This is a genomic window from Tenacibaculum mesophilum (assembly GCF_003867075.1).
GTDB classification, from domain to species: Bacteria; Bacteroidota; Bacteroidia; order Flavobacteriales; family Flavobacteriaceae; genus Polaribacter; species Polaribacter mesophilus.
The window spans coordinates 2,882,892-2,906,866 of sequence record NZ_CP032544.1; the positions used below are offsets into that span (position 1 = coordinate 2,882,892).

Sequence of the window (23,975 nt, forward strand, 5' to 3'; positions counted from 1 at the left end):
TAAAATTATTAAAAAATGGGTCTTAAAGAAAAAAGAGCAGTTCAAACATTTAAAAACGAATCATTTCCAGCATTAGAAGCGGAAATAAACAATAAAGCAGGATTTAATGTATTATTAAACATAGCATGGGATACGTTGGTAGAAGATAAGTTTTCTCACCTTTACAATGATACGTTTCCAAAAATATATTTTCAACCGTTAATTGAAGCAATCAAAGCTGTAAACATTGATGAAATTGGGGGAGAATTGCTAAAAAATGGATTAAAAGAAGTAAAAATTGTTAATGAAAATAACGAGCACAATTTAGAAAGAGCAATCACTTTTGTAGATGGGGTGTTAACTATTAATCACAGCCCAATTATGAATGCAGATAAGGTGGAAGAAAAAACAGAAAGAATTGTACACCTTTTAGAAACTCATTTAGAAGAATTTGCAGGAAGTGAAGCTAGTGTTGAAAGTACAGAAAACCCAAATAATATTGTAGGAGGGAAGGTAGATAACACTATAAAGTTGAGCTTACCTCAGTTGCACAACCAATATGTAGCTTTAGCTTTTGAAAAGCAAGATAACTTAGCAGATATTGTTGAGGATTTACCTTGGACTTGTGATATGCTTCAAGGAACGGTAACCTACGGTGATTTAACTTTTAAAATGCAGGTATTAGGAACCTACTCTCACAATGAAAAATCATGGTTATGGGCTTGGGCAAATAAACAAAGCGGTATTCCAGAACAATTTTTAGAAGCTTCATTACAAATGAAAGCTCTAGGAGAACGCCATGGAATAGAAGACTTACTTTCCTCAAAAATAGAAACAGAACACGATCCAGGACATTATTTCTCATTCGTAGCAACAGGAGTAAATCAGGCAAGTTGTTATGCACCATTACCTTTTAAAGGGCTTACTGTGTATGTATTATTATATACGGATATAGTTGATGAAAAAGAGATAAACATTCCTGCTTTAATTTGTTCACACTTCTCAAAAACAACTACTCGTATGGATTTTGAACACAAGCATGCATTGTTTTGCTATTTAGTTCAAAAAGGATATGAAGTTGAGGTATCAGGAAATAATATCGTTGCTAAAAAAGGAGAAGATCAAATTTTAGGAATTTTTGACCTAAAAGGAAGATTATTAAAGTTGTCTAACTCAACAGTTCCTGTAGGAGCTTAAAAAAAGAAAAAGTATGTATCAATCTACCACACTATCAGAATTAGAAAAAGAGCATCAAGACGCATTAACTCAGGCGCAAAATAAGATGATGGAAGATTTGAATCTTGCACAACAGAACGGTGATAACGATTTAATTCACCAAGCAAGTGTTCATTTTCAAAACGTAGCTAAAGAATTAGCAGAACAATACACTAAACGTATTGAAGAAATTAATGAGTTAAACCTTAAAAATGTAACAGAAAACATTCAAGAGGTGTATGATAATTCTAGAGCAGATATTGACTTAAACGCATTGGTATATGACGGTGATCGAGATTATGTTTTAGAGTTTCAAGAAGATGAGTTAATTCAAAAAACCTTAGAAAGAATAAAAGAAAACAATCCAGTTTTTAAATCGAGAAGACATTTGTTGAAATCAAGTTTACGATTAACAAAAATGTTAGCTCCAGTGCTTCACGAAATTGGAGAGCATTGTAAAGAGGTTTTAAAATTGAAAGCTGATATTGAGTTTTTTGTGTATCAAAACGATAAATTCAATGCGTCATGTTATCCGCCAGATGAAGATAAACTGTATATTATTTTAACTTCAGGAATTTTAGAACGTTTTACAAAAGACGAGTTAGCTTTTGTCATTGGTCATGAAATAGGGCATGTATTATTCGAACACTTTAATTATCCAGTAAAACATATTTTAGACGAAGGAGCAAACGATTTAGCGCCAATTCATGCGATGAAGTTATATGCATGGAATCGTAACGCTGAAATTAGTGCCGATAGAGCTGGTTTATTATGTTGTAAGAGCTTTGAGGCAGCAGCAAGAACATTCTTTAAGCTATCGTCTGGAGTAACTTCTGATTCTTTAGATTTTAAACTAAACGAGTATATCAATCAGTTTTCAGATTTAGAAGAAGTTTTAAATGATGACACACATGATCCGTCAGATTGGTATAGCAGTCACCCGTTTAGTCCACTTCGTATTAAAGCTTTAGAGTTATTCAATAAGAGTAAAACGTATGAGTTATTCAACCCTGAAGTTAAAGGAGAAATAACAGAGGAAGCGATGGAGCTAGAAATACAACGAATTATGTCGTTAATGGAACCAGAAGACTTAGGAAATGAAACTGAGCATTCAGAAAAAATTCAACGTTTTATGTTCTTAGGTGGTTATATGATTTCAAAGGCAGATGGAGTTGTGGATGATTCTGAAATACAGGCGTTGAGTAGTGTGGTGTCTCCATCAGTTTTTGCTCAGTGTATGTTAACTATTAAAGGATTAACAGAGCAAGATATTATTGATGAGATTATAGCGCTAGCAAAAGAGTTGGATATTGTAATTTCTGTGATGCAAAAATTAAATATTCTAAGAGATTTATCTATTATATCTTATGCGGATGGAAGCATAGATGCTGCTGAAGTTGATGTACTTTACAATTTAGCAAGACAATTATATATAAAAACAGAATTTATTGATAGAATTATCAGCGACGCCCAAGGCGTTGATTAATAACATAATTTTTGTTTACCATGCTAGCCAAACTATACATATTTAACTGTGTATGGTTTGGCTTATGTTATATATTAAAAGACCCCATCCAACAATAAGTAGTAGACCTCCTAAAGGAGTAATAGGACCTAAAAAGGTCATTTTTTTACCTTTAGCGCCAGATAATACTAAACCATAAATGCTAAAGGAAAACAGTATAATTCCAATTAGAAAAGCGTAATATACTGCTGAGCTAGGTGCGTCAAAATAACTTCCAACGAATAATAAAACGAGTGCATGATACATTTGATATTTTACACCTGTTTCAAATGATTTTAATTGCTCTTCATTTAAAATTTTCTTTAAAGCATGTGCTCCAAAAGCTCCAAATATTACAGCAAGCATACCAAATAAAGCTCCTGTAATTAATACAATTTGTTGTGTCATGTTTTTTAACAATTAAAAAGAAAAACCAATACTAAAAGCTACCCTGTCTTCTTGAGAAGTTCCTCTAAAGTATGAAATATTAGCTGTGAATAAGTCGATTCCGCTTAGCCAAAAAGAACCACCATAACTAGTATGCCATTTCGTTGAATTAGGTGAATATGGAGACCATACTCGACCGTAATCAAAACCACCAGTAATACCAACTTTTATAGGAATAACTCCTGTATGAATACGTCCAAAACGTAAACGTAAATCGTTACTATGATAAAAACTTTCGGTTCCAGAAAAACGTTCTCTGTTAAAACCACGTAAATTACGGTCACCGCCTAAAGTAGCCGCTTGGTAAATTTCAAAACGATTCCCTACATTAATTTGAGTTCCAACTTCAGAAGCAAAAACTAATGAGCGGTTGAATACTAGGTTTTGATACATAGCCAAAGAACTTTTAATGTAACCAAAGCGTCTGTCGAAATCGTCTAAGTTGGCTTTAGCTCCAACAGCTAAATCGAAGTTCATACCTTTGGTAGGAAAACTACTATTGTCTACTCGGTTGTGATTAAAGTTCAATTCACCTCCCCAAAAATAATTAGTATCAAAAATAGCTGTAGGTTGATTGTCAAAATTATTAATAAATCTACCAGGTGTATCTTCAATCTCAATAGCCTCAAAAAGACCTGAAATTTTAAAGGTACTTCCACCTCGTAAGCGCTTTAATAAAGAAGGAGAAAAACTAATTTCTTCTTTTTTAACACGATAATGATCCAAATTGAAACTTTGGTCGTAAATACTTTCATTTCCCCATCCAAAGAAATTAAAGGAATAGTTATCGCTAGTGGCTTTGGCACGTAAGTGTAAGCTCCAATTGCCAATTAACTCTGTAAATTCACCATTGTATTCTAAATCGTAGCCACTAGTCGCAGAATAATAGTTTGCCGCTAATGTGTGTTGGCTAGCGAAGGGTTGTTTTTTAAAGCCTTGTTGTGTATGTGTAACCGAAGCACCAAAAAAGAAACCGTCATCTGGATTGCTACCTAAGCTCGGATAAACAACAGTAGTGTTGTTGTTAATGTCATGCGCATCATAGGTGTTTTTGAAGTAACTATTTGAACGTAAATCCGCAGTTTCAGAACTAGGGTTTATTGTATTTTTCTTTGATTTAAAATCGTAGATTTTAGTCTTCTTTCCCCAACCTGCAACAGATGATTTATCAGTGTATACATCGTGATTCTGTCCCCCTATAATTCGTAGTAAAATACCATCATGTACATCACCAGAAATTAAAAACTCATCATCTCCATTTAAACCATAAAGTTGTATTTCTTTGGTTTCTTTTGTTTTGAAAACACGGTTATAAATTTCATTATCTTTTCTAAAAACAACAACGCTAGTTTCTTCATCATTTAAACGTTTAATAATGAATTTATCGTCTTTATCTGTACCAACTACATGTACAACTTTGTTTAGTTTGGTGTAATAACGTTTAGCAATTTCTTTTAATTTATCTCTTCGAGCTTTAATTTTAGCAATGGTTTCTTTTCCATCAATATCATAAATAACCTTTGGTAATTGTTGGATTGATTTTTCAATTACTTCATCAGTTAAATGTTGTTGAATGTACTTAGCTTGTTTATTCCAGTCATCTAGTGTTAATTCATTTAAAAAAGCAGCATCAAAAAAGCGAGCATAATTGTTGTACCATTTCATGTTTTTGATATCGTTGTCAAAAGTTTGCATATTTCTTACTAAGGGTGCAAACTGTTGAAAAAGCGGAATCATAACTCCATCAAACTTAGAAAAAGGTTGGTCTCTATCTCTTGGAATTGGGCGATAATATTTTTTACCATCTTTGGTTTTAAAAGAAGCCCATCGCCATTGATCTTCATGTCTATCCCAGTCACCAATAACCATATCAAATAAGCGAGAGCGAATTACCCATTCTTGGTCGATAGAGTGCTTACCGTTTTTTCTAATTTTTTCTAACACATCAAATGTGCTAATAATATCGTCTGAATTTCCAAAGTTGTCTAATTCACTACGGTCATCAGCAGGTCGTTCTTCTAACAAGTATAACTGTCCGCCAAAGATGTCGTTATGCTTACCTAAAGCGGGTTGCTTAGGCATGTAGTATAATTTGGGGTTGGTATGGTAAATATTTACGGATTCTGCCATATCAGGAAGAACAAAAGCAGCATATGGGTGCGACATGGTAAAAATATCTTGAACTACATCAACTAAAAATGTTCCTTTTAGAATACCACCCATAATACGACTTCCATCTTTAACCATTGAGCGTAACACGTATTGTTTACCATCAGGGTTTTCTAATCGTAACGAATTGGTTTGGTTACCACCACCTCTTCTGATAGGAGTTAAGCCTCCATAGACATTCTCTAACTCCAAAACAGGAACTCTTACTGTTTTTCCGTACTTATCTCTGTTTAAATCTCCCCACATAAATTTATGAAAACCACTAACCTCTGTGGATTCTGGAGGATAAATTGAGGTTTCTACAAATTTCTTATGCTCTTCGTATTCAGGAAAGCTAGTATATTTTTTTGTTTGTTTTGGTTTTACAATTTCTTTACTGAATAAAAGTTTGTGACCATCTGTGGTATTGGCAGCATAGTATTCAATAACAGCTGAACCATCTTTGTAGTAATTTAATTTAGCATATCCATGATTACCATAGGTAAATTGAGCTCCATAACCAACCAAAGCAGCTGATTGCTTTGAACCCGAGCCACTAATTACTTGTTTAAACCCGTTTTGTTCTATGTATTGTAAGTTGTGATCGTGACCAGAAACAAATACAACATTGTCTGTGAAATCATTAGATACTGTTTGTATTTGAGTAACAAAGTCACTATAACTTTTATTAAAAATATCGGTTTGTATACCTACGTGTGAACGTAACGCATTTTTTAAAGTACCTAGAACAGGTAGTGGACTCATGTGATCTTTTACAGAAAAACTTCCTCCATGTGGACCATTACTATATAAAGGATGGTGTACAGCTACTACAACATTTTTATATCTATTTTTTTTAAATAAACTAGAAAGCTCTTGAATAAAGTGTTCACGAGTTTTAATGTCGCAGTTATCGTTCATTTTTGGCTCTTTGTCCCAGTTCATAATAAACCAACGACTATCAATAAGAATTAAAGTAAGGTCATCGTTAATTTTTACTTTGTCTAGTCCACAACCACCTTCAGGTAAAAAGGAGTTTTTACCTAAAGCTTTTTCAACCAATCGCTCCTGCTCTTTTAAGCCATCAACACCATTATACCAGTCGTGATTTCCAGGAATAAAAATTGTATTTCCTTTAAAGTCTTTCAGAGCGTCAATTTGTGTTTGTAAACGATGCTCTGCCAAGGCTCTATCTTTGTGTTCTTTACTTGGTATTCCGTAAGGGTAAATGTTATCTCCTAAAAATAATGTAGTTGATTTTTTAGGAGCTTTGGTTAATTCTTTTTGAAAATAAGTTAAGGTAGGAGTTGTTTGTCCCATTTCGGCATTACCAGCGTCTCCAATTAAATAAAAGGAGTGTAACAATTCTTTATTTATTTGAATTGTTTTTGGTGAAGTCTTATCTGCGTACTTAGCTTTATAGGATGCACAAGCACTAACTACAACAATTATAGTTAGATACATGCAAAACTTGGTAAAGTTCATGTCTTATTTTTTAGTTATGTAAAAATAAGGCTTTTTAGAGTAAAATTACTGTTTTAATAAATACTGATAATCTTCAGGAGTATCAATATCTAGTAAGTTTAAAGAGGAGTTTACTTTGAAAATATTATCGTCATGTTGTAATAGAAAATTTTTAGCTCCTTTATCACCTTTTAAGTTTAGTAACTTATTAAAATATTCTTTTGGAAATACGGCAGGAACTCCAACACTTCCTTGATAATTGGAAGTAATTATTTTAGAAGGATTTTTTTTTGAAACTTTAATTAAGGAGTTCAAATATTCAGATGTAACATGAGGCTGATCTGCTAACATTATTAGAGCATTGTCAAAACAGTGTTTTTGTAAAAGATTAATTCCTTCTACTATGCTAGTACTTAATCCGTTTTTATAATTAGGGTTGTAAATGACTTCAACAGTTTTTGTTGAAAGTTGCTTTTCAATCACATTTTTATTAGCTCCCAATACACAAAAAACATCTTTTATGGTCGATTTTTGAGCTTGTTCAATAGTCCATTCCAGTAACGTAGTGTTTTTATAAGGAAGCAGTTGCTTTATTTTTCCCATTCGAGAAGCACTTCCAGCAGCTAATATGAGAATTGCTGTTTTTTGCATCTATTTATTCATGGATTCGTCCAGTAATCTTTTTTAGAGAAAAAACTTCTTTGTTACGAATTACGGATAGTATTTCTGCTAAGATTGATAAAGCAATTTCTTCTGGGGTTTCTGCTCCAATATTTAATCCAGCGGGAGTATGAATTTTATCTAAAAATTCATCAGTAATATCGGGTGAAAATTCAAACAGTTCGTTAAATAGTTTTTCTCGTCGTTTAGCAGCACCTAAAATACCTATATAAATAGGATTTTGTTCTTGTAATTTAATAAGCCAACGTAAATCGTAAGTGAAATTATGATTCATAATAACAATAGCAGTATTGTTATTTACTTGAGAAAGTTGAATTAATTCTGGAGTTTGTGCAACTACCGATTTAGCTCCGGGAAAATCGATTAATTCTTTTGGATCTTTTATAGAGGTAATTACATCGACTTCCCAGCCTAACTGAGTGGCTAGTGTACATAGTTTTACAGCATCGTGCTCTCCGCCAATAATAAGCAAACGAAATAGTGGTTGTAAAGTTTGTTTAAAATTAGCTAACTGACCTGTTTTTTCAGTATTAAACTCTTTGCTGAAAGTAAATATTTGTTGATTGTTAAACTGAATTATGGAACCGAAATCTCCGTGTGCTTCATCTTCTTTTTGAAAAAAAGATATAATATCATATGGTCTTCTTTCTTTACTATTTTTAGAAAAAGCATCAATAAATTCAGTTGAAAGATAAAAGGGTTCTAAAAGAACATACAATATTCCCTCACAACCTAAACGGTAACGACCATCATAGGTCACTATTTTTGGTTTGTTGTTTTCAAAAACAGATTGTGCTCTACGTTGTATTTCTTTTTCAACACAACCACCGCTAATAGCACCGATTATTTTTCCATTAGAAGATAGTAACATTCTAACTCCTGGTTTTCTGTAAGAAGAGCCATCTAAATCTACAACCGTTGCTAAAATATTTTGTATGCCTTGTTGTTGATTTATAGAGGCTTGTTGTATTATTTCTTTAAATTCGTGTGTCATTTCGTGTAAAAATACTCTTTTAAAAGTACGCTTTTTTATCACTTTATTAAAAATTAATACTGGTTAATAATTTATTATTTTAGCAAAAACCTTTTTCATGAACAGTTTGATACAAGAAACAGAGCAATTTGTAATTGATTTATTAAATGAAAATTTAGATAAAAACTTTGTATATCACAATATTGCCCATACTCAACGAGTGGTTGAGAAGTCACTCGAATTAATTGAAGGAGAAAATTTCTCAGAAGAGCAGCAACAAATTTTAACATTAGCAGCATGGTTTCATGATGTTGGATATACAGTTAATCCTGAAAATCATGAAGAGGAAGGTATAAAAATAGCAACAGAGTTTTTAAAGAGTAAAAAAGTATTAGGAAGTGTTATAGATGAAGTATCTAAATTAATAGCTTCAACTAAAATGGGAGCAAAACCTAAAAGACAATTAGAGAAGGTTTTAAGAGATGCGGATTGTTCTCATGTTGGAAGTAAAAATTATACAGACTTTAATGAATTATTACGAAAGGAAAGAGAACTAGTATGTAAGAGAAAAATTAAAACTGTTGAATGGGATGACGCTAATCTTGAGTTTTTAACAAAACATCGTTTTTATACAAGCAAAGCTTCTAAGCTTTGGGAAAAACAAAAAAGTAAAAATATAGCTCAACTTTTAAAGAGAAAACAAAAAGAGTTGCAAGAAGCCGCTAAACTTAAACAGAAAAAAGAAGAGTTAGCATATAAAAAAAATAAGATTGAATTACCAGAGAGGGGTATTGAAACTATGTTTCGTGTAGCACTCCGTAATCATATTACGTTAAGTGATATTGCAGATACAAAGGCAAATATTTTACTATCCGTAAATGCAATCATTATTTCGATGACATTGTCAACGTTAATCCCTAAATTAGATAATCCATCTAATTACTACCTAATAATACCTACGTTAATTTTTTCAATTTTTACGGTAATATCTATTGTGTTATCGGTTTTAGCAACAAGACCCAATGTTACTGAAGGGAAATTCACAAAAGAAGATGTAGCTAATAAAAAAGTAAATCTTTTGTTTTTTGGGAATTTTCATCAAATGCAATTGCCTGATTTTGATTGGGCAATGAGCGAAATGATGAAGGATCGTGATTATTTATATGGATCACTTACTAAAGACTTATACTTCTTAGGATTAGTGTTAAATAGAAAGTATAAGTTGTTGCGTATTACATACACAGTTTTTATGATTGGTATTTTGGTAAGTGTTGTTGCTTTTGTATTTGCTTTTTATCAACAAGAACAAGCAACAAAGTTAGGAGAAACTGTTTCTGTAATGTGTGCTATTTAAACTCCTGAATAAGTTCGTCAATAGTCATTGTTTTTTGAGTATCAAAGTCTTTGTTGTAAATAACCTCTACACGTAAGGCTTTTAATCCAGAAACACCTTGCAAATCTTCAATATCTAATTTTTCTATATTACCTAATAGTTTCTTAGATTGTAAGTACTTGATATATTTGTAATACTCATCTGCATCTTTGTCTTGAGAGTACACAATTGCTATCTTACCAGGGACTGTTAATCGTTCTTCAGTTCCTTTAATGTGAGCCTTATCAATACGTTTCTTAATAATTTCGTAACGAATATTATAAGCACCATCAACGTCAAACTGTTTTTCATCCATTCTAAATTTTATAGCTAAAGGATTGCTGTGAACTAAAATTAAAGAAGCTACTCTAAGTTTATGTTCCATTTTTTCAGCAGCTTTTAAAGCTATATTTTCCATTTCACACATCACCTGTAGTTGCCATAACCTAAGGTTGTATAAATATAAGTCGTCATATTTTTTTTCTTTTGTTAAAGATTGTCCTATGTACATATTATACTCAACACCATCTGTTTTATAGCGTTCAAAATAATGAGGAAACATCTTTTGCGCTTCTTCTTGCCTAATATCTATAAAAGAAGCTAGTTTATCGTTTAATAAAGTAACACTATCTTCATAAGATTTTCTTTTCTCATATACAACCTGCAAATCAGGATCTAAACGATTGATATAAGATTTTACTAATATGCTTAAATCATTGTTTACTTCCTTTATGTGGTTAAAAACAGGATAAATTTCACGTTTTAAAAAATCTAAAATAGCAATTTCATCACCAGCTTTTAAACCTTCTTTTACATCTGATAAATATTCTTGAACTCTAAATTGTAACTCTTTGTAAATAGGGAGGCTCTCAACTTTACAGGCTTCTAATAATACTGAAATAGCTAGAGAAAGTTGGGTTATTAAGTCTTCTTTAATAGCAGCGTTTCTAGCTACCGATGAACCTTTAATATCAGACTGTCCATATAAAGGGTGTACGTCAGGAAAAATAATATCCTCAATTTTAACTTTTTCCTTTGCTTCATATGATTCTCTATGAAACCTTTCAGCGGCTTCATAAAAACGCCATTTTACAGTAGGATGAATAGATGTATAATTTTCTTGAATTGTAGCCTCTAAGATGTTTTTATGTTCTTCAGAGAAACGATCAACCGCAATTTTAAACAGTGGAATTAAGTCTTGTAATTTATTTTGATTAATAGAGTTTAGTTCAAAAGGTCTAGGAGAAGCAAACTCAATAATAGCTATACTGTTTTTTGTTGATGCTTGTATAGGAACCAAAATTATACTGCCAATATTTTTGTCTTTTAAACGTTGATAAAGGTTTTTATTTTCAGCTTGATTTCCATACTTTTCTACATCAGAAATAGCAAGAGTTTCATTGTTTATGAAAAGTTTTTCTAAAGTGTAATTACAAAAAATGCAATCACAAGAAACATCTTTATCGTAATTTAATACTAAACTTTCTTCTTTATTTATGTGTGAAGAGGAAAAGTTATTAGAATCTGTTTCAAAAATAGAAAACCCTAAAGAGAGGTCTGGAATTCCAAAAAACCTTTGAAAGATGCCTTCTAAGGTATGAACTAAATTATCGTCTTTTTTTATAAGGCTAGTTCTTATTTCTGAAATAATTTCATCTGTTGTAACGTCAAACAAGTTCATAATCCCAAAACCTTTAAAAATATAAGATTTAGGAGGGAATTTTTCTTTCCAAATATTTATATCTTCAAAATTATCAAGTAATATTTTTATATCCTCTTCAGTGATTTTAGGAGTGCCTTCTGCGGGAAAAATTTCCATAAAATCAGCATTAAAAGCTGCGCGATATTTTTTTATAGTATTAATTGTTTTATCAGGGATATCAAAGAAAAAAGGTCGTTTTAAATCAATAGGATAATCGTAAACACTGGCTAAAATTAAACTACATGCATAAATATACATTAAATCACTTTCAAAGTTTCGAACTTTTAATTCATAATCATTTCCAGCATTTTGTAAAATTTTTTCAAATCGAGTAGTAAACTTGAAAGAAGTAAATGTAAATGGAATGCTTACTGCTTTAATTTCATTTTCTAATAATAATTCAGGAAACAAAGGTTCAAGCAATAAGTCAATAGCTTCTTTATGTTTTTCTAATATTGATTCATCAGAAAACCCATTAATCAATTCAGGAGCTTTTTTTGCCTCTCGAACTATGTTTATTGATGATTGATGATAAGGATGTTTTTCATACTCTTTAGAAGCATATTTTTGAAATAAAGCGACTACCTTTTCAAAACTTATTTTTAGTTTAAAAGGAAGTTCTAGATTTTGAATGTCTTTTGTTCGTCTTATGTTCATAGAGTAATAAAAAAATAATCAATACAAATTTACAAAATTGTAAGTAATCAGTCGTTTTTATTACTACTCCCTTTCAAAAACAATAACTTTAAAAGCTTTAAAATTATTTTTAATACAATTATGTTTTAGAGTAGAAGTAATGTTTTTACAAAACATTAAATAACTTTTGACAAATAGGGTTATAAATTCAAATAAAATTTATTTTTAATAAATCTAAATAAGTAATGATTGTTATATTTGCTGAGTTAATTTAACAAAAGTTTTTCCCATTAAAAGAATAAAAACATATAGGCTTACAAAAGAGAAAAGTTTTGAAAAACTTTATAGAACTCATTGGAAGAGCTTATACCTCTTATGTTATTCTAAAACCAATAGTAAAGAGGCAGCAGAAGAGATTGTTCAAGATGTATTTATTTCTTTATGGAAAAGGGTTGATAAAATAGAATTTACTAGTCAAACTCAAAATTACTTATTAAAATCTGCTCGCAATAAAATTGTAGACTACTATCGCTCTAAAAATTCTTATAAGAATAAAAAAAAATTGGAGGAAGTAACATCAGATTGTGTTTTAAAAGAAACAAAGTCAATAGAGCATAATCTGGCAGTTACCAATTTTTTAGAGAATGATTTACAATTAGTTGTTAATCGATTACCAAATAGATGCCAAGAAGTATATCGATTAAGTAGAGAGCAACAACTTTCTACAGCAGAAATAGCTATTCAGTTAGAGATATCACCAAAAACGGTAAAGAATCACCTTACTAAAGCTTTGGCTTTTATTCATGAAAACTTAAAAATTATTTAAAATTTGATTATCGCTTAGGACTCTGTCAAACTATATCCGTTCCTATATATAAACCAAAGTAGTTTATATGGAAATAACACCTGAACTTTTAACACGATATGCAGAAGGAAAGTGTACAGAAACTGAAAGAAAAAGAATAGAGGAATGGGTGAATACCACCGAAAACGAGATCAAATTTCCTGAAACCAATATTGAGACATCATCACATATTGAAGAGAAACTTTGGAATGCCATTGCAAAAGATACAATAAAGTCAACAAAAAGAAACTTCTTTTTTAGATGGAGTGTAGCAGCAACATTTACTGTTTTTTTATTAGTGTCAGCCTTTTTTGTTGTTAACAAACCAATAATATATACAACACAGGCAGGTGAAGTAAGAACAATAGTACTTAAAGACAGTACGAGAATTACCTTAAATGCATTATCGTCTCTTGAAGTATCAAGAGAGTATGGAAAAACACATAGAAATGTAATATTGAAAGGAGAAGGTTACTTCAAAGTAGAAAAGAACGCTCAACTTCCATTTGTAATTAAAACAGAAAAAACAGTAACAAAAGTTTTAGGAACTAAATTTAATTTATCTGCTTATACAGGAGAGAATAACGTTATATTTTTAGATGAAGGAAAAGTGTTTTTTTTCTCAAAAAAAGAAGGAAAAGAAAAAGGAATGACACTAAATCCAAAAGAGAAAGCAATACTTGTTAAAGAAAGGTTGGTAAAGAAGGTTTTTAAAGAAAATGACCATACGGCATGGATGCAACAAAAATTAATTTTTAAAGATGAAACCTTAAGTAGTGTAATAAAAGTGTTAGAACGATTTTATAATTGTAGCATAGAGATAAAAAAAGAAGAGTTAAAAAGGAGAAAATATAACGGAATTCATACAAAAGAATCAATAGACACAGTAATGAAAGATATTGGTTTTGTGTTGAATTTTAATTTCAAAAAGACAGGGGATAGAATAATAATTTTTTAAAAAAAAATAAATACAAATGACATAGAAAACAAAATAAAAAAACCAGTATTCTGTCGGCAAAACTTCATACTGGTTAAAAGTAATTCAACCAAAAACACGATTAAATCACAAACTATAAATATATGAATAAAATAAATTATACAGCTATTCATAGAACTGTAAAAAGTATACTAATAATAGTTTTTTGCATTACAGTTCAAAGTTCATTTGCACAAGAATCTATATTAGATAAAAAAATTTCAATAAACTTTATAAATAATACGATACCAACTGCTTTAAGAAAAATAGAAGAAAAAGCAAGTTGTAAATTCGCTTTTGAGTCTATCGATGAAAAGAGGAAAAACATTATTACCAAAGAGTATAAAAAAGTAACATTACGAGAAATACTTAATGAAGTATTAGTTAAATATCACATTTATTATAAGGTAAGAGGAAACACTATTTTAATACAAAATCAAGCAGAAAAAGGTGTAATAACAGGAACTATTTTAGATGATAAAGGACTTCCTTTACCTTATGCATCAATAGTATTAAAAGGAACTAGTTTTGGGGCATCTTCTGATAAAGATGGTAGGTATAGTTTTTATGCACCAGAAGGAAATTACATTGCTATAGCGTCTTCAGTAGGATTTGGTAATGAACAAAAAACAGTAACAATTTTAGCAAATCAAAAGAATACATTAGATTTTTCTTTAACTGAAACTGCTGAAAGTTTAAATGAAATTGTGATAACAGGAACAAGAAATCAAGGGTATATTGTTCCGTTAACTAATGCATTAAAAACACCAATAAAAACACTAAAAGCTCCAGCTTCAATAGCTGTTTTAAGTGACAATTTTTTAGAGGATATTGGAGCTAGAAATTTAAGCACAATTATAACATTTGTGCCAGGTGTTAGTAATGCCGATAATGGTGGAGGACAAGTAGAAAATGTGATAATTAGAGGTTTTCCACAATCAGAATCTTATATAAATGGTATTCGACAACAAAGAGCTCCAGAAGGAGTTAGAGCTATAGAAACGATAGAAAGAGTTCAAATATTAAAAGGACCTTCTGGTGTTGAAGCGTCATTAACTTCTTCAGGAGGTTTTATGAATATTATCACAAAAAAACCAAAAGACACTTTTGCTGCTGAAGTAATTTTAGGAGGAGGAGATCATAATTTTATGCGTGTAGTTGGAGATGTTACAGGCCCTTTAGTTGAAGGAAAATTAAATGGTCGTTTAATTGCAGGTTATCAAAAAAGGCAATTTTGGAGAAATGGACAGGATGATAGGCCGTATGTAACTATTGCCCCATCGTTTGATTGGAAAATAACAGATAAAACAAACCTTATTGTAGAATATGAATATAATTGGGCTAATGATCCTTTAGATAGAGGAACTATTTATATTGAAGGAGCTGGATTGAAAAATAATTTTTTACCTAGAAATTTTACTTTTCATGGAGAAAAGGACGATTATAAAATAGGCTCTAATAGGTTTGATATAACGTTAAATCATAAATTCAACGATAAAATTTCAGCAACGGTACAATATCATAATTTTTCTCAAAAATCAGAAGAACATTCATTTAGAAATGCTGATGCAGAAGGTGGTTGGGGGCCTCTTTTTAAAGAAGATGGAGTCACTTTTTCAGGAAATTCAGTAGTACCAATATTTTTTGCTGAAGTTGGAGCTGACATTGGTACAGAAACGGTACAGGTAAATTTTAACGGAGACTTTACAAATGAAGAAGGTGTTGGACATGCTTTTAATTTTGGAGGAAGCACTGCAGTTAGTGATGCTACTTATACTGATGCTGATAGAGACTTTGTGTATAGAAGTTTTGAAAATACTTTAGATGTTTTTAATCCAGATAATAATCAAGAGCCTAATGTTGTAGGAGAAAGTATACGCCCAAACTTTAGAGTTGGAGATAAAATTAATGCAGTTTTTGGGCAATGGCTGGGTAAATGGACACCTAAGTTTAGAACAGTTGTAGGTATGAGATATGATGATGTAAAAAAGATAACAGAACAAAACTTAAATGGTATTAGCCCAGAAGTATTAGCAAAATTAGAAGCACAATCTGCACCTAATCCAATTAACTTAATTAACCGTAATTATAATGATGATTTATTTTCATTTAGGTTAGGATCATCATATGACGTAACATCAACATTAACAGGTTTTGTAGGTTATTCATCATCAGCACAACCACAAAATGGAGTAACTCGTAAAGGAAATGGAATTAAACCTATTAGAGCAAACTCTTTTGAAGGAGGTTTAAAATGGCAACTGTTTAACGGAAAAGCTTTAGCAACAGCATCTGCTTACTTTTTAGAAAGAAAAAACATAGCTATTTCAGATCCAAGCAATACGCCTGAAGAACGCTTTATGTTACCGTTAGGAAGCGCAGAAATAAAAGGAATAGAGTTTGAATTAACAGGAAAGCTAACTAGAGATTTATCTTTTATGGGAGGTATGAGTTTCCAAAATTCTGAAATAACAGAAAGTGATCAAGATATTATAGGAAACAAGTTTGCAAACATCCCAGAGTTTCAATTTAGCGGGTTTTCTAATTATAATGGAAAAAGTATAGGTTTATCAGGGTTAGATATTGGTTTGGGTGTAGTACATCAAGGAAAACGTGAAGCTAACAGTGGAAATCAATATCAACTACCAGGGTATACTCGTATGGATTTTGCTTTAGGTTACACATTTAAAAACAATTTACAAATACGTTATAATGTGTTTAATGTTTTTGATACAACTTATTATACCTCGGCACAAGACAATATTTTAAGAGGATCCGATCAAATTGGAGTGGGAGATAGGCGTCTTTTTCAAATTACATTAACTAAAAAATGGCTTTAAAAATTAAGCAAAAAACTTTTTTTACTATTCATTCTTGGATAGGTATTACTGCCGGACTTTTACTATTTGTTATATGTTGGTCTGGCAGTATTGCCGTTTTTTCTCATGAAATAGATTGGTTACTAAATTCTAAACTTCAAAGTGATTACATAAAAAACGATAAAAAAGAAGTTAATTGGCAAAAAGCATATAATTCTTTTCATATAAAATATCCAAAATCTGAATTAGGAGAGTTAGCTGAAGCAGAAAAAAGTGGTTATACATTGCATGGGTGGGGAAGGAAGCAAAGTGGTGAACTTTTTCGTTTTTATATGAACCCTTCATCTTATAATATACAAGAAGAAACAACATATTTTAATGTACAACGCTTTTTTAGAAGTTTCCATATGTCTCTTTTTGATCCAGATGTATCACGTATTTTTGGAGTAAATTTTGGGTACTTCATAGTGGGATGTTTAGGGTTTGTTTTAGTTCTTTCAACTCTCACAGGTTTTTTATTTTACAAAAAATGGAGATCAGGTTTTTTTAAGTTAAATATTAAAAAAGGAGCTAGAAGGCTTTGGTCAGATACTCATAAGTTAATCGGATTATGGTCACTATGGTTTGGTTTATTAATAGGACTTACTGGAACTTGGTATTTGTTGGAATGGTGGCTTCCAGAGCCGCCACATATTGATACTTCACAAATTACACAAAAAAATAAGGAAAAGTATTTAAGTATTAATGAACTGGTAGAAAAAGCAGAAAAAGAGTTTCCTGAATTGGAAATTCAGCGTTTGTTTTTTTACAATTACAATAAAGGACTTTTATCATTTGAAGGTGATAATGGAGCATTACTTGTAAGAAAAAGAACAGCACATATTACTCTGAATACTTTAACAGGAGATGTAATTAAGATTCAAAAACCTGAGGAGTTAACCATGTATCATAGATGGTGGGAAACTGTAGATGTTTTACATTTTGGCAATTTTGCAGGATTGTGGTCTAAATGGTTGTATTTTATTTTCGGACTTTCATTGTCTGTGCTGTGTTTAACAGGAGCGTACTTACAAGCAAAGCGCCAAAAGCTGAAGTCAGGGGTGAAAAAATATAGAATATCAATAATTATAGCATACAGTATTACTGTGATAATTTTAGGGTTGTCTTTTTGGGGAGGAGTTGAAGAAATAACTCGCTATGGAGTTAACGGTAGTTTACCTAAAACACCCGCTCCCATAGTTTGTTTTATTGTTTTATGGGGAGTAACAACAATAGGTATACTTACTTATTGGATGAAAAAAGTAAAATAATTTTTAAAAGAAGTAATAAAAAAACACGCTGTATATTTTTAAACAGCGTGTTTTTTTTTATGAGGTGTATTTTGTAAAATTATAATGATGAATTACATTTTTTACCTAAAATGTCATTTATACTGGGGTTATACGCATTGTTATAAATAAAGTTGTTTTCATCAAAATCTTTATGCTTAATTTCGGTTAGTAGCTTTTTTAATCCACAAAAATTAACAAGTTTTTTATTATTTGAAATGTCTATAACACCTCTTTCAAAAGTATAGTTTGAAAGAGCATCTAAGGTTGTAATTTTAGGATTGTTTTGAATAAAAAGTTCCTTATTTGTGGGGCTGTTATCGTAAACTATATTTTGTACTCCATTAAGAGAAGTTAAATTAGAATTATCTTTTACTTCTATTAAATAACTAACAGACGTTAAAGATGATAAGTTAGAAATACTTGCTAAAGAAGCATTGTTAATAATTTTAATAGCGCCAACACTCTTTAAACTAGAAAGACCATTTAACTTAGTAAGTTTAGTATTGTTTTCAATAGTAAAGTAAAGTTCACAAGATGTTAAGTTCTGTAAACCTTCCATAGTTTTTAAAGAAGTATTATTTTTAATTACAACAGCGTTGACTTCTGTTATTTGTTCTAAACCGTTTAAGTTTTCTAAAGAATCATTTCCAATAATATTAACTTTATGAAGCTTACTAAGATTCTGTAAAGCAGTTAGATTATTTATAGAAGGATTCAAACTGATTGATAACTCTTGTCGAATAGTTTTTAGTTTATGAAATCCGCTTAAGTTTTGTAACGACTTATTGTTTAGAATACGAAGAGAACCCAAAGCCGTAATTGTTGATAAAGCTTCAACATTGGTAAGCTCATTGTTGTTAATAATAACGAGTCTAGCTTCATTAGAAGTTAATGTTACACCTTCAAAACCACTTAAGTTTTTAAGAGAGGTATTTATAATAAACAAGTCTCCATGTATTTGACTAAGGTCATTAAAATTAGAAAGACTTTTTACAGAGGAAGTTTTACCGTTTATAATTAGATTTCCTTTGATAGCATTGTACCCTTTAGAGGTAAAGTTATCAATATCTTCTTGACTTTTTAACTCTATATTACCTTCAAATTGTTTTTTATCAGTAAAAAATTTGTATTCAGTAGAAGTAATAGTTTTGTTATTTATGTCCTTGGCGATTACTTTACCTTGGTATTCAGTTAAGCCTTTAAGCTCTTCAAATTCGAAAGTGTTACCGTCAATATATTCAGCTATTAGTTCATCGCCTAAGTAAAGGTCGTAATAGGTGGTTTTGTTTTGTGAATTATCAGTATTAGTCCATTCTATTTTGCTGTTTAACGGATTAGTTGAACTAATTTTTACAGTTAGTTGTGTAGAAGGAGGTAGTTGGTTTTCTTCTGATTTAGAGCAAGATGTAAAGAGTAGGATTATAACTATTAATTTATATAAATTGTATTTGGGCATTGTATAGCTAATTTTTAATTTTATTTAAGTAAATATTGGGATAAATTAACAAAAAAAGGAAACGATATAAATGGCGTGAAAAGTTAAATTATATGTTAAATATAATGCTTAGGTATTGGAGTAAAAAATAAAAAATCCCTGACCAGTTTTTGATAAGGGATTTATAGTTCTTTTGAATGGAGATTTAAAAACGGAAATCGTAGTTTTGTATTTTACCTTTTTTACCTAAACTATTAAATTTCCAACTAAACCCAAGCATAAAATATTGTTGCAATACGGTGCTTTCGGAATCTTCTATGTAGTTTGAGGTTGCTCTACGTTGAGCGTTGGTGTTTTGATTTAATAAATCATATGCTTTTAAGCTAATAGTACCTTGATCTTTTAAAATAGAATAAGCTAATGTAGCATTCCAAAACCAAGCAGCTTTATTAAATCCAATTACGTTAGGGTTGTATGTGTAACGAATGTCATTTAACCATTCTAACTTTTTTGGGATGTTTGTTTTTGTTCTTATATTAACAGAATGTCTAGTGAAGTCTTGATTTTGATCAGTGTTAACGTCGTATTTAGTATTTGAAAAAGAAATACGATACTGTGTTTCTATAGAAGCCAGTTTGTCCCACTCTAATGTGATTCCAAAATTAGGGGTTAACGAAGTTGTTTTAGCTCCTTCTTTTATGTTATTTAAGATATTAAAGTTTTTATTGGAGCCAATGTTTCCACCAGCTCTAAATTTAATACTAGAGATGGAGTCTAGTTTTATTTTTTTTGTATAGCTACCACCACCCCATAAATCATAACCCCCATCATTGTTTTCATAAGAGGTTTTTCTGACTAAATTATCGTCAATAGAGGTGTTTGTTATTACTTGATTTTCATAAAGAGTACCACTTATATAAAACCAAAAACCAGTACGAGCTTGCCAGTTAAACTTGTTAAAATTAATATATGCTCTGTGATTTTGAGCTGGTTTTAAATTTGGATTACCGGTAACAATATTGGAAGGGTTGGTCACATCAGAAAAAGGTTGAACTTGATTAATGCTGGGAGCATTATTGTTTAAACGATAATCAAAGTAAATAGAGGCTTTGGAGTCAAATCTATATCTGAAACTAGCATCTAAATCTAAATTATTGTATTCTTTTTTTAAGCTTAATTCAGGGCGCAATTTATCATTGTTTTCTAAGGTTCTGTTAACAAAACCAGTACCAAAATTTAAACGCCACTTTTTAGATCTATACACTAAATCTACTGAAGGGGTTTTAGTAATATCATTATATGTAAAGTCAGAACTCAATTCAGTATTAAAGTCACTGTACTGTTGCGTTGTTGAGTTAAAATCAAAAGTGTTTTCTTGGTTTTTTCGTTCATCACGTTGATAACTATACTTAGTATCTAAAAATAATTTCTTAGCAATTAGAGGAAAACGATAGGTTAGACGTGAGGAAAGTCCTGTTAAGTTATTTTCAATAATGCTTTTTTGGTCTCTATTTTCTGTGCTAGCATTATTTCCAAAAGTTTCAATTATAGACTTGTTAAATTCTTCGGTATCTGTTTTATCAATACTGTTAGTTATAGAGGCTTTAATAAAGGAACCTTTAGCTCCAATTTTTTTGGTAATATCTAATTTGTTTTGAAAATTGTTTGCTGTTGCTTTAGAATAGGTTGAACTCACGTAGCTATTCGTAAGTGTATTATTTTCATTTAAAGATTCTTCTTGTCTACGGCTATTACTTTCACGTTTGTTAAAAATGAACGTAGGTCTAACATTAATTAAAAGAGTAGAATCTATTTCAATGTCAAACTCTGTATCAAAACTATGATTGTGATTTTCATCATCAGAAGTAGTAGTAGAGTTGGAAAAATACTTCCTATCAGGAAGTGTGTACTCTCTATTACTTTTCGATTCGTTGTTTGAATTACTTCCTGAGTAAAAATAGTTTGCGTTTACATCTAAACCTTTACCAAATTCATCAGCATAGGTTGCACCAGCAGTTTTTGATTTTATAATACCGCTACCGCCTCCAAAACTTCTTCCATTAACATTAAAACTACCATTTCCACCTATCCAAATATTACCACCTCCTCCAAACATTTTTTGAATTTCTCCAAAGCTAAAACCTGGAGAATTGATATTGTTTGTGCTGGCTAATATGCTAAATCGTTGATTGTTATCAAAACGGTTTACCATGGCAGCTCCTTCAAAGCGTTTGTCGGTTCCAGCGCCACCAGATACTCTACCAAACCAACCTTTATTATTTTCTTTTTTTATGGTAAGGTTTATAGTTTTGTTATTTGCATCTCCTTTTTCACCAGTAAAAGCTTCTGATTTAGATTTGGTATCTGTTATTTGAACTTTTTCAATAATATCTTTTGTTAAATTTTTAGTGGTAATACTAGGATCATTTCCAAAGAAAGGTTTACCATTAACCAAAATTTTATTGACTTCTTTCCCGTTTACAGTAATTTTTCCATTTTCATCTACTTCAACACCAGGAAGTTTCTTTAAAAGATCTTCAACATTAGCGTCTTTTTTAGTTTTAAAAGATTTTACATTAAACTCTAAAGTGTCTTTTTTAACAGTAATTGGAGCTCGTGATTGTATAACTACTTCACTAAGCACATTACTTTCTTCTTTTAAAAAAATTGTACCTAAATTGAGATTAGAGGTTTTGTCTAGCTCTATAAGTTTAGAGAAACTATCCATGCCAACATAAGAAATAAAGAGTTTTACGTCTTTACTAAAAGATTTTCCTTCTAAAGAAAACTTTCCTTTGTCGTTAGAAATAGTGTAAGTAACAATCGAGCTGTCTTTAGCTCTCTCAAGATGAACTGTAGCTGCCTCAATAGTAGTTTTATCTTTTTCAGAGTTAATAGTACCAGTAATTTTAAACGGATAAGATTGAGCAAAAATTGAACTGGTAAGTAATAAGGTAAAAATAAAAAGTAGTTTTTTCATTGTTTATAGCAAAATGATTTTCAAAGAGCTACAAATAAAAAGAAAAAACTACTTTCTAAGAGTTAAATATTGTTAAACTTATTTCTGTCTGAAATAAATACTAATAGGTACTCCATTAAAGTTATAATGTTCGCGTAACTGATTTTCAATATAACGCTTGTAAGGATCTCTAATATATTGAGGTAAATTAGCAAAGAAAGCAAACTGAGGAGTGTGTGTTGGCAACTGCATACAGTACTTTATTTTTATGAATTTACCTTTCGTTGCTGGAGGAGGATTATGCTCCATAATCTCTAACATCGTTTCGTTTAACTTACTTGTTTGAATGCGACGTTTTCTATTTTCAAAAACTTCAACAGCAGTTTCAATAGCTTTAAAAATACGTTGCTTGGTTAATGCAGAAATAAAGACAATAGGAACATCTGTAAAAGGAGCAATTGCCTGACGAACTTTAGCTTCAAAATCACGCATAGTATTGGTTTCTTTTTCAACTAAATCCCATTTATTTACTAAAATAACAATACCTTTTCTGTTTTTCTCTGCTAACCAAAAAATCTTTTCATCTTGTCCTTCAAATCCACGAGTTGCATCAATAACCAATACCGCAACATCACAATGCTCAACAGCACGTACAGCACGCATTACTGAATAGAATTCTAAGTCTTCTTTTACTTTCGATTTTTTTCTAATTCCAGCGGTATCGACTAAGTTGAATTCAAATCCAAAACGATTGTATTTTGTATCAATAGAATCTCGTGTGGTTCCTGCAATATTGGTTACAATATTTCTGTCTTCTCCAATTAAAGCATTAATAAACGATGATTTTCCTGCGTTTGGACGTCCAACTACAGCAAAACGAGGCAATTCGTCTTGTTTTTCTTCATCTTCTTCAGGTTCAGGAATTTCTTCTGCAATAGCGTCCAATAACTCTCCTGTTCCGCTTCCGTTAATGGAAGAAATAGTGTAATAGTCTCCTAATCCAAGGTTGTAAAACTCAACAGCATCAGCATCACGCATTGCATTGTCAACTTTGTTTACAGCCATAAATAATGGTTTTTCAACCTGACGTAAAATTTTGGCAACCTCAGCATCCATAGGGGTAATACCTTGTTCAACATCAACTACAAAAACAATAATATCAGCTTCATCAATAGCTAACTGAACTTGTTTACGTATTTCTCCTTCAAAAATATCATCAGATCCAACAATATAACCACCAGTATCAATTACAGAAAATTCTTTTCCGTTCCATTCAGATTTTCCGTAGTGACGATCTCTTGTAACTCCACTAACAGAATCAACAATAGCTTCACGACGTTTTACTAATCGGTTAAATAAAGTGGATTTACCTACATTTGGTCTTCCTACAATCGCAATAATACTCATTTTGCAAAAAATTTGTGCAAAGATACAATTTAGTATATGATTTGTAATGTTTTTTAGATAGTATATAGTTTTTGCTATATTGT

Annotated in this window: 15 protein-coding genes; 7 read left to right on the plus strand and 8 right to left on the minus strand. The window is 30.9% G+C overall.

Going from position 1 to position 23,975, the window contains the following annotated elements:
• The first annotated feature begins 15 nt into the window (after window positions 1-15).
• Window positions 16-1,176 (plus strand): DUF6882 domain-containing protein, encoded by a 1,161-nt coding sequence (locus tag D6200_RS15380; protein ID WP_073181976.1) that lies wholly within the window; start codon window positions 16-18, stop codon window positions 1,174-1,176.
• Between the two features lie 13 nt (window positions 1,177-1,189).
• The gene (locus tag D6200_RS13130; protein WP_073181974.1) at window positions 1,190-2,680 is read left to right on the plus strand and encodes a M48 family metallopeptidase; all 1,491 of its coding nucleotides are present in this window, start codon (window positions 1,190-1,192) and stop codon (window positions 2,678-2,680) included.
• 42 nt (window positions 2,681-2,722) lie between these two features.
• Here the strand turns inward: D6200_RS13130 and D6200_RS13135 are convergent, their stop codons facing one another.
• Genes D6200_RS13135 through D6200_RS13150 form a run of 4 tightly spaced genes read right to left on the minus strand, consistent with a single transcriptional unit; the run spans window position 2,723 to window position 8,432 of the window.
• Entirely contained in the window at window positions 2,723-3,106 is a 384-nt protein-coding gene (locus D6200_RS13135; RefSeq protein ID WP_073181972.1) for a DUF423 domain-containing protein, read from the minus strand.
• Window positions 3,107-3,118: 12 nt separating this feature from the next.
• The gene (locus D6200_RS13140; protein WP_073181970.1) at window positions 3,119-6,778 is read right to left on the minus strand and encodes a ShlB/FhaC/HecB family hemolysin secretion/activation protein; all 3,660 of its coding nucleotides are present in this window, start codon (window positions 6,776-6,778) and stop codon (window positions 3,119-3,121) included.
• Between the two features lie 45 nt (window positions 6,779-6,823).
• On the minus strand, window positions 6,824-7,408 hold the full coding sequence (locus D6200_RS13145; RefSeq protein WP_073181968.1) for a nucleotidyltransferase family protein: 585 nt from the start codon (window positions 7,406-7,408) through the stop codon (window positions 6,824-6,826).
• Window positions 7,409-7,412: 4 nt separating this feature from the next.
• Window positions 7,413-8,432: an XdhC family protein gene (locus D6200_RS13150; protein ID WP_073181966.1), complete on the minus strand. Its 1,020-nt coding sequence runs from the start codon at window positions 8,430-8,432 to the stop codon at window positions 7,413-7,415.
• A 97-nt stretch (window positions 8,433-8,529) separates the two neighbouring features.
• Here D6200_RS13150 and D6200_RS13155 point away from each other — a divergent pair, with 97 nt between their 5' ends.
• Window positions 8,530-9,765 carry a Pycsar system effector family protein gene (locus tag D6200_RS13155; RefSeq protein WP_047790725.1) on the plus strand — a complete coding sequence of 412 codons (1,236 nt, stop codon included), beginning with the start codon at window positions 8,530-8,532 and terminating at the stop codon, window positions 9,763-9,765.
• Here D6200_RS13155 and D6200_RS13160 read toward each other — a convergent pair.
• On the minus strand, window positions 9,758-12,142 hold the full coding sequence (locus D6200_RS13160; protein WP_047790726.1) for a hypothetical protein: 2,385 nt from the start codon (window positions 12,140-12,142) through the stop codon (window positions 9,758-9,760). The two genes, D6200_RS13155 and D6200_RS13160, sit on opposite strands and share 8 nt — an antisense overlap.
• Before the next feature lie 277 nt (window positions 12,143-12,419).
• Here D6200_RS13160 and D6200_RS13165 point away from each other — a divergent pair, with 277 nt between their 5' ends.
• The 4 genes from D6200_RS13165 (at window position 12,420) to D6200_RS13180 (ending at window position 18,070) form a co-directional block, all read left to right on the plus strand.
• The gene (locus D6200_RS13165) at window positions 12,420-12,947 is read left to right on the plus strand and encodes an RNA polymerase sigma-70 factor (protein ID WP_231128400.1); all 528 of its coding nucleotides are present in this window, start codon (window positions 12,420-12,422) and stop codon (window positions 12,945-12,947) included.
• Between the two features lie 67 nt (window positions 12,948-13,014).
• Window positions 13,015-13,923 (plus strand): FecR family protein, encoded by a 909-nt coding sequence (locus tag D6200_RS13170; protein ID WP_073181962.1) that lies wholly within the window; start codon window positions 13,015-13,017, stop codon window positions 13,921-13,923.
• Between the two features lie 122 nt (window positions 13,924-14,045).
• A complete protein-coding gene (locus tag D6200_RS13175; protein WP_073181960.1) occupies window positions 14,046-16,781 on the plus strand; it encodes a TonB-dependent receptor in 2,736 nt (911 codons plus the stop codon).
• Window positions 16,772-18,070: a PepSY-associated TM helix domain-containing protein gene (locus tag D6200_RS13180; RefSeq protein WP_073181957.1), complete on the plus strand. Its 1,299-nt coding sequence runs from the start codon at window positions 16,772-16,774 to the stop codon at window positions 18,068-18,070. Before D6200_RS13175 ends, D6200_RS13180 begins: the two co-directional genes overlap by 10 nt.
• Window positions 18,071-18,149: 79 nt before the next feature.
• Here D6200_RS13180 and D6200_RS13185 read toward each other — a convergent pair whose 3' ends face one another.
• From D6200_RS13185 to der, 3 genes are all read right to left on the minus strand, one after another.
• The gene (locus D6200_RS13185; protein WP_073181955.1) at window positions 18,150-19,547 is read right to left on the minus strand and encodes a receptor L domain-containing protein; all 1,398 of its coding nucleotides are present in this window, start codon (window positions 19,545-19,547) and stop codon (window positions 18,150-18,152) included.
• A gap of 184 nt (window positions 19,548-19,731) precedes the next feature.
• Window positions 19,732-22,506 carry an outer membrane beta-barrel protein gene (locus D6200_RS13190; protein ID WP_073181952.1) on the minus strand — a complete coding sequence of 925 codons (2,775 nt, stop codon included), beginning with the start codon at window positions 22,504-22,506 and terminating at the stop codon, window positions 19,732-19,734.
• A 78-nt stretch (window positions 22,507-22,584) separates the two neighbouring features.
• On the minus strand, window positions 22,585-23,892 hold the full coding sequence (gene der / locus D6200_RS13195; RefSeq protein WP_073181950.1) for a ribosome biogenesis GTPase Der: 1,308 nt from the start codon (window positions 23,890-23,892) through the stop codon (window positions 22,585-22,587).
• Between the last annotated feature and the right edge of the window lie 83 nt (window positions 23,893-23,975).